Source organism: Kitasatospora sp. NPDC023176, from assembly GCF_055560495.1.
Genome location: NZ_JBVHIP010000020.1, coordinates 22,324 through 35,434 on the forward strand (window position 1 = coordinate 22,324; position 13,111 = coordinate 35,434).

Sequence of the window (13,111 nt, forward strand, 5' to 3'; positions counted from 1 at the left end):
GGTGAGTGCCGGTCGGCCCGCGGCGCGGACGGGGACCGCGCCGCGGGCGTCGGCATTTCGACCCTAGGGGAGGAACCGCCCGTTTTCCTGGCGAGGGCCCGCGGTACCCCCGGTCCCGGACGGAGACCGTCCCGTAATTGCGCATAACTTGCACCTGCTCGCCCGAGGGGGGAAAGATGGCCCAGCTCCGCCCGGACCACCCGAAAGGACCACACGATGCCCAGCGCCGCCCCAGGTGCCCCGGCAGGTGCCCCAGCCGTCAGATGGCGCGACCGGCTCACCCGTGAGGAGTGGATCCGGCTGGCCGGGATGGGCGGCTTCATCCTCGCGCTGCACGTCATCGGCTGGTTCACGCTGCTCGCGCTGGTCGCGCCCGAGCACTACGACGTCGGCGGCCAGGTCTTCGGCGCGGGCATGGGTCTGACCGCCTACACCCTCGGGATGCGGCACGCCTTCGACGCGGACCACATCGCGGCGATCGACAACACCACCCGCAAGCTGATGGGCCAGGGCAAGCGGCCGCTGTCGGTCGGCTTCTGGTTCTCGCTCGGGCACTCCTCGGTCGTCTTCGGCCTCTGCGCGCTGCTGGCCTTCGGCATCCGCACGCTCGCCGACCAGGTCCAGGCGGACGACTCGACCCTGCACAAGATGACCGGCCTGATCGGTACGACCGTCTCCGGTTCGTTCCTGCTGCTGCTCGGCCTGATCAACCTGGGCGCCTTCAACGGCATCCTCAAGGTGTTCCGCCGGATGCGTCACGGTGAGTACGACGAGGCCGAGCTGGAGCGCCAGTTGGAGCGGCGCGGGCTGATGAACCGGATCCTCGGCAAGGTCACCCGGGCGGTCACCAAGCCCTGGCACATGTACCCGGTCGGCCTGCTGTTCGGCCTGGGCTTCGACACCGCCACCGAGGTGTCCCTGCTGGTGCTGGCGGGCGGCGCGGCGGCCTTCTCCCTGCCCTGGTATGCGCTGCTGACGCTGCCGATCCTGTTCGCCGCGGGGATGAGCCTGCTGGACACCATCGACGGCTCGTTCATGAACTTCGCGTACGAGTGGGCGTTCTCCAAGCCGGTCCGCAAGATCTACTACAACCTGACCGTCACCGGTCTGTCGGTGCTGGTGGCGCTGGTCATCGGCCTGGTCGAGCTGGTCGGCCTGCTCGGCGAGAAACTGGACATCACCAGTGGGCCGATCGCCTGGGTCGGCGGCCTGGACCTCAACTTCGTCGGTTACGCGATCGTCGGGCTGTTCGTGCTGACCTGGGTCGGGGCGATCGCGTTCTGGAAGTTCGGCCGGGTCGAGGAGAAGTGGTCGGCGGGGCTGGCGGCCGGTTCCGCGGCCGAGTCCGAGTAGTCGCGGGGAAGACCGAGGGGCCGGTGACCGGGGTCTGGTCACCGACCCCTCGGGGCTTTCCGGGGCGTTGCCGCGTTGCGATGCCACGACAGCGTTGCGGCGCTTTGCCGCGTTGTGCAGCGCCATCGCGTCGGCCCGCTGTCGCGTCGGCCCGCTGTGCCGCTTCCCGGCGCCCTACCGCAGCGCGGCGAGCACCGCGTCCGCCATCACCTTCTCGCCGGTCGCGTTGGGGTGGAACGGCACGGCGGGCGAGCCGGGCAGGGCGCCCTCGATCCAGCGGTCGTCCGAGCAGACGTCGTGCCCGCGGGTGGGTGTCGCGGTGTCCACGTAGGTGGCGCCGTTGGCGGCCGCGGTGGACTTGAGGGCGGCGTTCAGCTTGTCGAGCACGCCGTGCATGTACTCGACGTCGCCCGGGGTCACCGGCTGGCGCAGGACGCAGGTCGAGCCGTCGGCGGGCAGCACGGACGGGTAACCGACCAGCAGCACCTTGGCCTTGGGCGCCTTGGTGTGGATCTGCCGCAGGGTGGTGGCGATCTGCGGGGCGATGGTGGTGTTGATCCGCTCGGCCAGGTCGTCGTTGCCGTACTGCCAGGACCAGCTGCTCCAGTCCCAGTAGCCGTGGTGGTAGACGTCCTTGCAGGGGGTGCCGAGCGGGTTGACGGCGGCGCCCGCGATGCAGGTGGCGACCAGTTCGCCGAGGCCGAGGTCGCTGGTCGCGAGGTCGTTGCCGCCGATCCCGAGGGTGACCAGGTCGGTGTCGGCGCTCACCGAGTCCAGCTGGGGGTCGTTGACCCGGATGAAGGCGTCGTACTGCGGCTGCGTCATGGCCTTGACCTTGGCGGCGGCGCAGGTGACGTCGGTGTAGCCGCCGGCCCCGAGCGAGGCGGCGACCAGGTGGCCGTAGTTGTGGTCGGAGCGCAGGCACAGGCCGGCCGACTGGCCGGGCACCCCGGCGCCGGCGGCGTAGGAGTCGCCGAGGGCCACGTAGTGCTTCGGGGCGGGGGTGGCCGCCTGGGCGGTGGTGGAGGTGAGCGCGAGGGCGGCGCCGACGGCGACGGCGGCGAGGGCGCTGGAATTGCGGAGTCGCCGGGAATTCCGGGCAGGGCGGAGCACGGTTCCTCCTGGGGGAGAGAAACGACGGGTGGGGGTTGTGCTGAGCCGGGCCACAGCTACTCGCAGGTAAGTTACTGCCAGGTTTCGTCGCCGTCCATGGTTACGGCGGGATTTCCGGAAATCCCGTCAGATGGCACTGGGTGACATTTCGAATTCCGCTCCACTGCGTTTCGGAAATGACGCCGATACGTGCGGGGGCGGAATTCGGTTCACTCGGCGGAGCCGTCCGTGGACCACTCGGCGGGGCTGTCCGTGGACTCGGCGGGGCCGTGCGCGGACCGCTCGGCGGCGTTCGCGGATCGGCTGCGGGCGGCGGCGAAGGAGACCAGGACGACCGCGGCGAGCAGACCGGTCACGGTCACCAGGGCCCCCAGGACCATCAGGAACGCCGCGCCGATCAGCTTGCCGGGCAGGGTGGGGGAGTCGCTGCCGGAGTGCCAGACCACCCGGTTGCCGGTCAGCAGGGCGAGGTCGACCGTGCCCTGCTGCCCGTCGTCCACGTGCTGCCGGGAGTCGACCGCGGTGTCGCGGTGGTCGCCCATCAGGAAGGCCCGCCCGGGCGGGACGGTGACGTCGAAGTCGCGGGTGCAGGTGCCGGCCCGGCGGGCGGCCGGCTCGTCCAGCGGCTTCCCGTCCAGGCTGAGCCGCCCGTCGGCGCAGGCGATGCGCTGGCCGCCGAGGGCCATCACCCGGAAGACGGGGGAGCCGGGCAGGCCCCAGGGGGAGTCGACGATGTGGATCTCGCCGCGTCGGACGTCCGAGGCCGCGACCTCGTCGGCGAGCATCCGGTCGCCCGGCCGGAGGTCCGGTGCCATCGCCGTGCCGTCCATGCGGTGGACGGAGTAGCCGCCGGTGAGGACCACCGAGAGTCCGAGCGTGCCGCACAGCAGGCCGAACACCGCCACGGCCACCGCGAACCACAGGCCCCGGGCCCTTCGCTTCGGCATCCGCCCGTTCCTCTTTCCTCGGCCGCTCGTCGGTCGGACCGTCGGCCGGATCCTATTTCAGGCGACTCGGGCGGCCCTCGGGGGCCTGCGGCCTGACAGGTACAGTTCCGGTGCAGAGCGTGCCGTCGACCGGGGCCGCCGACCAGGAGGGGGACCAGAGCGGATGAGCCGCCGAGACCGTGACCGTGACCGCGAGGGCAAGCGGGGCGCGGGTTCCCCGGTGACCGTCACCGTCTGCCGGGGCTGCTGCTGCGGCACCGAGGCGAAGCACCCGGGGGTGGACCACGCGGGGCAGTACGAGCGGCTGCGGACGGCGGTCGGCTCGGCGGGCCGGGTCCGTGCGGTCACGTGCCTGGACGTGTGCACCCAGTCCAACGTGGTGGTGGTCGGCCCGTCCAGCGAGGGGCGGGCGGCGGGCGGGCGTCCGGTCTGGCTCGGCTTCGTGCTGATGGACGAGATGATCGACGACATAGCCGCCTGGGTACGGGCGGGCGGGCCCGGCCTCGCCGATCCGCCCGGACTGCTCGACCTCCAGCTGATCTCGGTCTCCCGCCGGGTCCGCGAAGGCCTGCCGGAGTGACCGGATACCACTGACGGGCCGTCAGATCCATGCTCCGGGACGGCTTCGGGGCCAGGCCACTACCATGACCGGTGGCATCGAGCGGTTCCGCGCAAAGGGAGGAAGACGATGACGACGGTCTGCCGTATCTGCGCGGGCACCGGCCGCACCGCCGGCCTCAACTGCCGCACCTGCCAGGGCACCGGCACCACCGAGGTGGGCGGCGGGGGCGGCAACTGCTTCCTCTGCGACGGCACCGGGGTGTACGTCCGCTACCGGGTGGACGCGACCGGCGCCAAGCAGCCCTACCGGGACGAGATCTGCCGCACCTGCGACGGCACCGGCAACCGGTCCGCGAACCTCTGGGACGAACCGTCCGGCTGACGCCCGTTCCGTCCGGCACCCGTTCCGTCCGGCACCCGTTCCGTCCGGCACCCGTTCCGTCCGGCACCCGTGCCGCCCGGCGCGCGCCCTGCTCGGTCCGCGCCGCAGGCCCGGGTCATGATCCGGCATCACTTCGATGGGGACATGCTCTTTGCCTGGCCATGGTCCAACGTTGGTGTCCGATTGGGGCGCGCGCTGAGGCCCGTTCACCGGAAGTCCGCGTGCGGTCAACGCACCGCTGACAGAGTCCCGCGCATGGATATCCCCAACATGGGCGTGCCGGCCAAGCTTGCCGACCGCATGAGCACGGCCGAGCAGCACGAGTACCTGCGGGCCCGTTTCTCCCGCCGCCGCATGCTGCGCGCCGGCGCGGTGACCGTGGGCGCCGTCGCCGTCGGCGGTGCACTGGGCAGTGCACCGGCCTTCGCCGCGCCGGCCGGACCCCAGCTGCTGACCGGCGCCACGACGGCCGGCATCGACGGCTCGCTGGTCGCGCCGATCGGGCGTCACCTCCAGTTCGGCGCCGAGCCGGACACCCAGTTCCGCATCTCCTGGCAGGTCCCGGCGCCGGTCAAGAAGCCGTTCCTGCGCTTCGGCCGGCACCCGTGGGAGCTGAGCCACAAGATCCAGGCCGAGGTCCGCGCCCTGCACACCCCGGCGCTGACCCCGAACAGCCAGCCGGTGGACCAGTACTACCTGCACGTGGCGCTGGAGGACCTCCAGCCCGACACCACCTACTACTACGGCGTCGGCCACGAGGGCTTCGACCCCGCCTCGCAGCAGCAGATCTCCACCCTGCACACCTTCCGCACCGCGCCCTCCCGCGACCACCGCTGGGGCAAGGTGTACGAGCCGTTCACCTTCACCGCCTTCGGGGACCAGGGCGTCAGCGCCCACGCGGCCGGCAACGACAACGTCATCAAGGCCCAGAAGCCGGCCTTCCACCTGCACGCCGGCGACATCTGCTACGCCGACCCGGCGGGCTCCGGCACTGACCCGGACAAGTCCGTCTTCAACGCGAAGACCTGGGACGACTTCCTGGTCCAGACCGAGACCGTCGCCGCCGACATCCCGTGGATGGTCGCCTACGGCAACCACGACGTCGAGGCCTGGTACTCGCCCAACGGCTACGGCGGCGAGAACGCCCGCTTCTTCCTGCCGGACAACGGCCCGGACCCGCGCAAGGTCCCCGGCGTCTACACCTTCCGCTACAAGAACGTCGGCGTCATCTCGCTGGACGCCAACGACGTCTCCTACGAGATCCCGGCCAACCTGGGCGTCTCGGCCAACAGGCAGACCACGTGGCTGGAGCGCACCCTCAAGGATCTGCGGAGCGACGAGACCGTCGATTTCGTCGTGGTCTTCTTCCACCACTGCGCCTTCTCCACCACCGTCGCCCACGCCTCCGAGGGCGGCGTCCGTGAAGCCTGGGTGCCGCTGTTCGAGAAGTACCGGGTGGACCTGGTCATCAACGGCCACAACCACATCTACGAGCGCACCGACGCCATCCTCGGCAACAAGGTCTCGAAGCAGGTGCCGAGCGGCGCCACCATCGAGCCGGCGAAGGACGGCGTGGTCTACGTGACCGCGGGCGCGGCCGGCCGCAGCCTGTACAAGTTCGACGTGCCGGACACCTACGAGGGGCACGAGAACCACCAGGACGAGGTCACCACCTACTACTGGAGCAAGGGCCGGGTGAAGACCCCCGAGACCATCCAGTGGTCGCGGGTGCGCTACACCGGCTACTCCTTCATCAAGGTCGACGTCACCCCGGCCCACCTGGGCCAGAAGTCGGTCATGAAGGTCACCGCGCTGGCCGAGAACGGCAGCCAGATCGACAACTACACGATCCTGCGCAAGGTCGGCGAGGGCTGGGACTCCGGCAGCGACGACGACGGGCAGGGCGGCGGCTGGGGCTGGTAGGGCTCCGCGGCCGTGACGGTGCCCCGGCTCCGAGGTCCTGCGAACCTCGGAGCCGGGGCCTGTTCCCCGGTGCGTTCAGCGCCGGGGCCCGTACATGATCACGCCGACCCCGGCCAGGCAGACCAGCGCGCCCAGCACGTCGTAGCGGGTCGGCCGGAAGCCGTCCACGACCACGCCCCACAGCAGCGAGCCGGCCACGAACACCCCGCCGTAGGCGGCCAGCACCCGGCCGAAGTCGGCGTTCGGCTGCAGCGCCGCGACGAAGCCGTACGCGCCCAGCGCCACCACGCCCAACCCGGCCAGCCACCACGGCCGTTGCTCCCGCACGCTCTGCCAGACCAGCCAGCAGCCGCCGATCTCGGCGAGTGCGGCGACGGCGAACAGGGCGATGGAACGCAGGGTGGTCATGGCTGGTCAGCGTACGTGCTGCCGCCGCTGCTGCCGCTGCTGCCGCTGCTTCCGGTACATCGCTGCTGCCGGTACGTCGCTACTGCCGGTACGTCGCCAGGAAGCGTCCGATCCGGTTGATCGCCGTCTCCAGGTCGTCGGCGCGCGGCAGGGTGACGAAGCGGAAGTGGTCCGGGCGGGGCCAGTTGAAGCCGGTGCCCTGGACGACGTGGATCTTCTCGCGCAGCAGCAGGTCCAGCACGAACTGCTCGTCGTCGACGATCCGGTGCACAGCCGGGTCCAGCCGGGCGAAGGCGTACAAGGCGCCCTTGGGCTTGACGCAGCTGACGCCGGGGATCTCGTTGAGCGCCTTGACCGCGATGTCGCGCTGCTCGGTGAGCCGGCCGCTCGGCAGGACGAGGTCGTTGATGGACTGGTGGCCGCCCAGCGCGGCCTGGACGGCGTACTGCGCGGGCACGTTGGGGCACAGCCGCATGCCGGAGAGCATGGTCAGGCCCTCCAGGTAGTCGGTGGCGTGCTGCTTGGGGCCGGAGACGACCAGCCAGCCGCTGCGGAAGCCGGCCACCCGGTAGGCCTTGGAGAGGCCGTTGAAGGTGAGGGTGAGCACGTCCTCGGCGAGCGCGGCCAGGCAGTGGTGCTCGGTGCCGTCGTAGAGGATCTTGTCGTAGATCTCGTCGGCCAGCACCATCAGCTGGTGGCGGCGGGCGAGGTCGAGGATGCCCTCCAGCAGTTCCTTCGGGTAGACCGCGCCGGTGGGGTTGTTGGGGTTGATGACGACGATCGCCTTGGTGCGGGCGGTGATCTTGGCGGCGATGTCGTCCAGGTCCGGGTACCACTCGGCCTGCTCGTCGCAGAGGTAGTGCACGGCCTTGCCGCCGGCCAGCCGGACGGAGGCCGTCCACAGCGGGTAGTCCGGCATCGGGACGAGCACCTCGTCGCCGTCGTCCACCAGCGCGGTGATCGCCATCTGGATCAGCTCGGAGACGCCGTTGCCGAGGTAGACGTCATTGACGCCGACGCCCTCCACACCACGCTGCTGGTAGTACTGCACCACCGCGCGACGGGCCGGCAGGATGCCGCGCGAGTCGCTGTAGCCGTGCGCCGAGGGCAGGTTGCGGATGATGTCCTGGATGATCTCCTCGGGCGCCTCGAAGCCGAACGGAGCCGGGTTGCCGGTATTCAGCCGCAGCACGCTGTGCCCGGCCTCCTCCAGGGCGTTGGCCTGGTCGACCACCGGGCCCCGGATCTCGTAGCACACGTCATTGAGCTTGCTGGACTGTCGAAACTCCATCTGCGGCCTCCCGACCGTCACCACCGCTCCGTTGCTTCTGCTTTGTTCTACCAAGCTGGCACTTGGAAAGTCCAACCTCTTGGCTATGCTGATCCACATGTCACGCCGAAGCTACGACCAGTACTGCGCCGTCGCCCGCGCCCTGGACGCGGTGGGGGAGCGCTGGAGCCTCCTGATCGTCCGTGAACTCCTGCGCGGCCCCCGCCGCTACACCGACCTGCACGCCGACCTGCCCGGCGTCTCCACCGACATCCTCGCCGCCCGGCTCAAGCAGCTGGAGGGCGAAGGGCTCGCGGAACGGCGCCGACTGGAACGGCCGGCCAACGCCACGGTGTACGAGCTCACCGAGCGCGGCCGCGAACTGCGGCCGGTGATCGAGGCCCTGGGGGAGTGGGGGCTCGGCGTCCTCGGCGAACAGCGGCCCACCGACGCGGTGCGCGAGCACTGGTTCACGGCTCCGAGCGCGACCGTCGCGGGGTGAACGCACCTCGGGCGTGAACGCACCGCAGGCGGGGCGACGGGTCCGACGAAGGGGTCCGGTGAAGGGGTCCGGTGAAGGGGCGGCGGCAAGGCCCCCGTCGCCGGCCGCCGCCCCGTGGACCCAGGATGGCGCAGCGCGATAAACGCACAATGGACGCCGAATGAGCGGCCGGGCCCCCGTCGCACTGGTTGGTAAGTGCACGCGTACGATCGTCGGACCGCGGAGCCATCTCAGGAGAGCGGAGGCAGCCCGTGCCCACCACCAGCCGCAGCTACACCAGCTACACCAGCTACGTCGCCATCGGGGACTCCTTCACCGAGGGCATGTGCGACGACCTCCATCCCGACGGCCACTACCGAGGCTGGGCCGACCGGGTCGCCGCCGCGCTCGCCGGCGAGGCCGACGACTTCCGGTACGCCAACCTCGCCGTCCGCGGCAAGCTCATCGGCCAGATCCACGACGAGCAGCTCGCCACCGCGGCCGCGATGGGCGCCGAACTCGTCACCCTGGCCGGCGGCCTCAACGACGTCCTGCGCCCCGGCTGCGACATCGACCGGGTCGAGCGGCTGCTCGGCCGCTGCGCCGAGGAGCTGCGCGCCACCGGCGCCACCGTCGTCCTGTTCACCAGCACCGACCCCACCCGCAGGATGGCGGGCGGCAGTCGGCTGCTGCCCGCCATCCTGCGGATGAAGGCCTTCGTCCAGGAACTCGGACAGCAGGACGGCGTCGCCGTCGTCGACCTCTTCTCCGCACCCTGCTTCGACGACCGCCGGCTCTGGGCCGAGGACCGCCTGCACCTCTCGCCCGAGGGCCACCGCCGGGTCGCCGAAGGAGTCCTGGAGGCACTCGGCCGCCCCGCCGCCTTCGACTGGCGCGCCCCGCTGCCCGCCGCCGCCCCGCCCGGCCGCGCCGAGAAGCTGCGCTCCGACGCCCGCTGGCTGGGCACCCACCTCGGCCCGTGGATCGGCCGCCGCCTCACCGGCCGCTCCTCCGGCGACGGCCGGCCGCCGAAGCGGCCGGAGCTGCTGCCGTACCGCTGAGCCCGAGGTCCGAGGTTCTGGGTTCGAGGTTCGAGTCCGACGTCCGATGTCCGACGTTTGAGTCCGAGGTCCTAGTCGAGCCAGCTCGGCCCGGGGCTCTCCGCCTCCAGGACCAGGCTCGCCATCGGGGCGTGGGTGGTCCAGCCGAGCGCCGTGTAGAGCCCCTGGCCGGCCGCGGTGCCGACCAGCACGCCGGTACGGGCGCCCGCCTCGTACGCCCCGGACCGCAGGGCCCCCATCACCACGGAGCCCAGGCCCCGGCGGCGGTGCTCGGGCGCGGTGACGATCTGGTCCGGTACGGCCACCGCGCCGGCCAGGCCCGCCTGGCCGCGGGCGGCGAGGTGCCCGTCCTCGCTGCGCACCAGGGCGCGCAGCACGCCGCCCCTGGTCCAGGTGGTCAGGGTGTAGCCGGCCGGCCGCTCGGGCTTCTCGGGGGTGAGCGGGGCGGTCATCAGGAAGCCCGGCCGGTCCAGCCGCCACCGCGGGCCCAGCCAGGGCCGAACGGTCTCGTCCTCGGCGAACAGCTTCAGCCAGGTGGTCGGCGCGGTGGTCGCCTCGGCGAGCTTGCGGACCTCCTCCTCGGTCGGCTCGGGCAGCACGTGCCGCCCGACCTCGCCGGTCGGCGCGCCGACGTCGATGGTCCAGCCCCAGGGCTGCTCCACCGGGTCGGCGGCGCCCCGGGAGACGGTCCAGCCGCTGATCCACATCCGGACCAGCTCGGTGATGTTCGACTGCGACATGGCGCGAATCCCCCGCGGGTAATGGTCTCTTATCGCCTTCATACCTTACCTGTAGGAGGGTCGGCCCGCCCAGTAATCTTGATGAGTTCGACCCGCCGGACTCCACCGGCGCCCAGCCCCTGGAAGGACCCCGGACGTGAGCGAGACCGAGTCGCCGCAGGACCCCACGGCGGCCGCGCCGACCCCGCTCCAGTCCGACTGCGGCAGCTGCTTCGGACTCTGCTGCGCCGCCCTGCCGTTCGCCGCCGGCGCCGACTTCGCCGTCGACAAGGCCGCGGGCACCCCCTGCCGCAACCTGCAGACCGACTTCAGCTGCGGCATCCACGCCCGGCTCCGCGACAGCGGCTTCCAGGGCTGCACCGTCTACGACTGCTTCGGGGCCGGACAGCGGGTCTCCCGGGTCACCTTCGGCGGGGTCAGCTGGCGTGAGGAACCCGCCGGCGCCAAGCCGATGTTCGACGTCTTCCCGATCGTCCGGCAGCTCCACGAACTGCTCTGGTACCTCACCGAGGCGCTCACCTTCGCCCCCGCCCGCCCCGTTCACCCCGAACTGCGGCAGGCCCTGGAGGAGACCGACCGCCTCGCCGGCGGCACCCCCGAGGAGATCCTCGCCGTCGATGTCCCGGCCCACCGCCGGCGGATCAGCGACCTCCTGCTGCGCGCCGGCGAACTCGTCCGCGCCGCCGTCCCCCGGCGCCGCGAACACCGCGGCGCCGACCTCTTCGGCGCCCGCCTGCGTGGCGCCGACCTCCAGGGCGCCAACCTGCGCGGCGCCCTCCTCGTCGCCGCCGACCTCTCCGGCGCCGACCTGCGCCTCGCCGACCTCATCGGCGCCGACCTCCGCGACGCCAACCTGGCCGGCGCCGACCTCACCACCGCCCTCTTCCTCACCCAGGCCCAGCTCAACGCCGCCCGCGGCGACGCCACCACCCGCCTCCCCGCCGCCCTCACCCGCCCCACCCACTGGCCCACCACCGCCCCGGCCACGGCTGCCGCGAAGCCCCCGCGCAAGCCCGGCGGCCCCCGCCCGCAGGCCGGCGGCCGCTCAGGCCGGCCGCGCCGACGGTAGGCGCGCCCCGGCCGCGATCGCAGCTCCGCTCGGGGCGTTCTGGTCGGCACGGTTCCGGGTGCCAGGCGTCGCATCTTCATGGGTCTCTCCCGTTGGTTCGTGTGGGTAGTGGCCCGATCCTGGCAGCGGGGGGGGTGCGACAGCGGCGGATGGCATGTTTGCGTCAACCTGTTTTCGAGTGAGCTCCCTTTCCTTCCTGGACGTTGACCGAGCGTCAGCTGAGAGCGCCGGCGGCGCCGGTTCAGTCCGTGAGCAGCCGGGCCCGCAGGGCGTCGATCCGGGCGCGGTCGAGCCCGACCGGGCCGGTGAGGTAGGCCTCGACGGAGCCGTGGCGGGCGGCGAGGTCGGCCAGGGCGAGACGGATGACGGCCTCCGGGGCGCGGCCATAGCCGGGCCAGCCGAGGGTCCGGCCGGGGTGGGCGGCGTGCCAGTCGGCGATGAGGTGCGGGGTGGCGCGTTCGGTGAGGGCGAAGTCGGCGGCGATGTCGTCCTCGGAGACCCCGAGCAGGGTGAGCACCAGGGCGGCGATCAGGCCGGTGCGGTCCTTGCCGGACGCGCAGTGGAAGACCACCGGGGCCTCGGCGTCGATGATCACGTCCAGGGTCCGGCGGATCTCCTCCACGCCGTCCTCGGCGACCTCGGCGAAGCGGTCGGCGAGGTAGCGCCAGGGGTCGAGCGCGGGGTCGATCGAGGCCTGGTCGTACGGGCGGTGCTCGATCGAGAGGTTGTGGTACTCCAGGCCGTCGACGTGGGGCACCCGGCCCTTGGCGGCGATCTCCCAGTCGTAGCGCAGGTCGATCACGGTCCGCACACCGAGGGCCCGGAGGCGTTCCAGGTCGGCGGCGGAGGTGAGTTTGCCGAGCGAGTCGGAGCGGTGGAGCAGGCCCCAGCGGACGCTCCGGCCGCCGAGGGCCGGGTAGCCGCCCAGGTCGCGGAAGTTGTGCAGGGCCTCGAACTCGATGTGACGCGTTGTCATGCGCGGCACTCTAGCCAGTGGTGCCGAGCCTTCCGCCGTAGCCCCCGGCGAGCAGGTCGAAGGCGCGGTCGGCGGCGGTGACGGCCTCGGGGTGGAGGTCGTCGGCGGTGCGGCCGTCGTCGTGGATGCGGTGCCAGTTGTGCAGGGCGAGGACCCGCTGGGTGGCGGTGACCTGGGCGGCGAGCAGCGGGGCGGTGAGTTCGCGGGGCGGGGCGAGGTCGGGGGCTTCGCGCAGCGCCTCGGCGAGGGACTGCTCGGCGCGGGCCACGTAGGCGCCGACCCGGGCGGCCAGGCTGGGGGTGCCGTAGACCAGCGCGGTGAAGGCCAGCACCTGGGGGTGGTCGTTGAGGCCGGTGACCGGGTCGCGCCGGGCGAGGCCGTCCAGGAAGTCCCGGCGCAGGGCGTCGAGGACGCTCTCGCCGTCGGCCCGGCCCCGGACCACGTCCGCCGCCTGCTCCTGGTGGTCGGCGAAGCGGTGGACGACCAGGTCCTCCTTGCTGGCGAAGTAGCTGAACAGGGTGGGCTTGGAGACCTCGGCGGCGGCCGCGACGTCGGCCACCGGGACCTGGTCGAAGCCGTGCTCCAGGAAGAGCGCGATGGCCGCCTCGGAGATGGCCTGGCGCGTCCGTTCCTTCTTGCGCTCCCGTAGACCGGTCATGCGCCCACCTCGCTTCGCTCGGCAGCCGATGACCGGGACGCGCACCTTCCGCCGATTCGCTCGCTGCGCTCGCTCATGCGCCCACCTCGCTTCGCTCGGCAGCCGATGACCGGGACGCGCACCTTCCGCCGATTCGCTCGCTGCGCTCGCTCATGCGCCCACCTCGCTT

13 protein-coding genes and 1 pseudogene are annotated in these 13,111 nt (G+C 72.0%); 7 read left to right on the forward strand and 7 right to left on the reverse strand.

All coding sequences use genetic code 11. The features are described from left to right. Window positions 1-216 precede the first annotated feature (216 nt). On the forward strand, window positions 217-1,353 hold the full coding sequence (gene nicT / locus ACZ3YL_RS25040) for a Nickel transporter NicT (protein ID WP_188310132.1): 1,137 nt from the start codon (window positions 217-219) through the stop codon (window positions 1,351-1,353). Window positions 1,354-1,527: 174 nt separating this feature from the next. Here nicT and ACZ3YL_RS25045 read toward each other — a convergent pair whose 3' ends face one another. Continuing rightward, on the reverse strand, window positions 1,528-2,466 hold the full coding sequence (locus tag ACZ3YL_RS25045; protein WP_188310133.1) for an SGNH/GDSL hydrolase family protein: 939 nt from the start codon (window positions 2,464-2,466) through the stop codon (window positions 1,528-1,530). A gap of 209 nt (window positions 2,467-2,675) precedes the next feature. Further along, window positions 2,676-3,413: a signal peptidase I gene (gene lepB, locus ACZ3YL_RS25050; protein WP_465659921.1), complete on the reverse strand. Its 738-nt coding sequence runs from the start codon at window positions 3,411-3,413 to the stop codon at window positions 2,676-2,678. Between the two features lie 163 nt (window positions 3,414-3,576). Here lepB and ACZ3YL_RS25055 point away from each other — a divergent pair, with 163 nt between their 5' ends. From ACZ3YL_RS25055 to ACZ3YL_RS25065, 3 genes are all read left to right on the forward strand, one after another. Next, window positions 3,577-3,993 carry a (2Fe-2S) ferredoxin domain-containing protein gene (locus tag ACZ3YL_RS25055; RefSeq protein WP_188310135.1) on the forward strand — a complete coding sequence of 139 codons (417 nt, stop codon included), beginning with the start codon at window positions 3,577-3,579 and terminating at the stop codon, window positions 3,991-3,993. 108 nt (window positions 3,994-4,101) lie between these two features. Further along, window positions 4,102-4,356 (forward strand): hypothetical protein, encoded by a 255-nt coding sequence (locus ACZ3YL_RS25060; RefSeq protein ID WP_188310136.1) that lies wholly within the window; start codon window positions 4,102-4,104, stop codon window positions 4,354-4,356. Between the two features lie 255 nt (window positions 4,357-4,611). After that, window positions 4,612-6,279, forward strand: a complete 1,668-nt coding sequence (locus ACZ3YL_RS25065) for a purple acid phosphatase family protein (protein WP_188310137.1) — start codon at window positions 4,612-4,614, stop codon at window positions 6,277-6,279. 75 nt (window positions 6,280-6,354) lie between these two features. On the opposite strand, the gene ACZ3YL_RS25070 is transcribed toward ACZ3YL_RS25065, so the two are convergent. Continuing rightward, window positions 6,355-6,687: a YnfA family protein gene (locus ACZ3YL_RS25070; protein ID WP_188310138.1), complete on the reverse strand. Its 333-nt coding sequence runs from the start codon at window positions 6,685-6,687 to the stop codon at window positions 6,355-6,357. A gap of 79 nt (window positions 6,688-6,766) precedes the next feature. After that, window positions 6,767-7,978, reverse strand: coding sequence for a pyridoxal phosphate-dependent aminotransferase (locus ACZ3YL_RS25075; protein ID WP_188310139.1), 1,212 nt, complete (start codon window positions 7,976-7,978; stop codon window positions 6,767-6,769). Window positions 7,979-8,075: 97 nt separating this feature from the next. Here ACZ3YL_RS25075 and ACZ3YL_RS25080 point away from each other — a divergent pair. After that, a pseudogene (locus ACZ3YL_RS25080) lies at window positions 8,076-8,438 on the forward strand (winged helix-turn-helix transcriptional regulator); the annotation flags it as partial. Window positions 8,439-8,710: 272 nt separating this feature from the next. Continuing rightward, window positions 8,711-9,499: an SGNH/GDSL hydrolase family protein gene (locus tag ACZ3YL_RS25085; protein WP_317621534.1), complete on the forward strand. Its 789-nt coding sequence runs from the start codon at window positions 8,711-8,713 to the stop codon at window positions 9,497-9,499. A gap of 71 nt (window positions 9,500-9,570) precedes the next feature. On the opposite strand, the gene ACZ3YL_RS25090 is transcribed toward ACZ3YL_RS25085, so the two are convergent. Beyond that, window positions 9,571-10,239 carry a GNAT family N-acetyltransferase gene (locus ACZ3YL_RS25090; RefSeq protein ID WP_465659922.1) on the reverse strand — a complete coding sequence of 223 codons (669 nt, stop codon included), beginning with the start codon at window positions 10,237-10,239 and terminating at the stop codon, window positions 9,571-9,573. A gap of 136 nt (window positions 10,240-10,375) precedes the next feature. Here ACZ3YL_RS25090 and ACZ3YL_RS25095 point away from each other — a divergent pair, with 136 nt between their 5' ends. Continuing rightward, window positions 10,376-11,308, forward strand: coding sequence for a pentapeptide repeat-containing protein (locus ACZ3YL_RS25095; RefSeq protein WP_465659923.1), 933 nt, complete (start codon window positions 10,376-10,378; stop codon window positions 11,306-11,308). Window positions 11,309-11,549: 241 nt separating this feature from the next. Here ACZ3YL_RS25095 and ACZ3YL_RS25100 read toward each other — a convergent pair whose 3' ends face one another. Both ACZ3YL_RS25100 and ACZ3YL_RS25105 read right to left on the reverse strand, forming a co-directional pair. Then, entirely contained in the window at window positions 11,550-12,284 is a 735-nt protein-coding gene (locus ACZ3YL_RS25100) for a tyrosine-protein phosphatase (protein ID WP_465659924.1), read from the reverse strand. Window positions 12,285-12,294: 10 nt separating this feature from the next. Beyond that, window positions 12,295-12,942, reverse strand: coding sequence for a TetR/AcrR family transcriptional regulator (locus tag ACZ3YL_RS25105; protein ID WP_188307547.1), 648 nt, complete (start codon window positions 12,940-12,942; stop codon window positions 12,295-12,297). Between the last annotated feature and the right edge of the window lie 169 nt (window positions 12,943-13,111).

Coding starts and splice junctions, on each gene's coding strand:
- ACZ3YL_RS25090 (WP_465659922.1), bottom strand. CDS start 10,239: ATGTCGCAGTCGAACATCACCGAGCTGGTCCGGATGTGGATCAGCGGC.
- ACZ3YL_RS25075 (WP_188310139.1), bottom strand. CDS start 7,978: ATGGAGTTTCGACAGTCCAGCAAGCTCAATGACGTGTGCTACGAGATC.
- ACZ3YL_RS25055 (WP_188310135.1), top strand. CDS start 3,577: ATGAGCCGCCGAGACCGTGACCGTGACCGCGAGGGCAAGCGGGGCGCG.
- ACZ3YL_RS25065 (WP_188310137.1), top strand. CDS start 4,612: ATGGATATCCCCAACATGGGCGTGCCGGCCAAGCTTGCCGACCGCATG.
- nicT (WP_188310132.1), top strand. CDS start 217: ATGCCCAGCGCCGCCCCAGGTGCCCCGGCAGGTGCCCCAGCCGTCAGA.
- ACZ3YL_RS25070 (WP_188310138.1), bottom strand. CDS start 6,687: ATGACCACCCTGCGTTCCATCGCCCTGTTCGCCGTCGCCGCACTCGCC.
- ACZ3YL_RS25105 (WP_188307547.1), bottom strand. CDS start 12,942: ATGACCGGTCTACGGGAGCGCAAGAAGGAACGGACGCGCCAGGCCATC.
- lepB (WP_465659921.1), bottom strand. CDS start 3,413: ATGCCGAAGCGAAGGGCCCGGGGCCTGTGGTTCGCGGTGGCCGTGGCG.
- ACZ3YL_RS25100 (WP_465659924.1), bottom strand. CDS start 12,284: ATGACAACGCGTCACATCGAGTTCGAGGCCCTGCACAACTTCCGCGAC.
- ACZ3YL_RS25060 (WP_188310136.1), top strand. CDS start 4,102: ATGACGACGGTCTGCCGTATCTGCGCGGGCACCGGCCGCACCGCCGGC.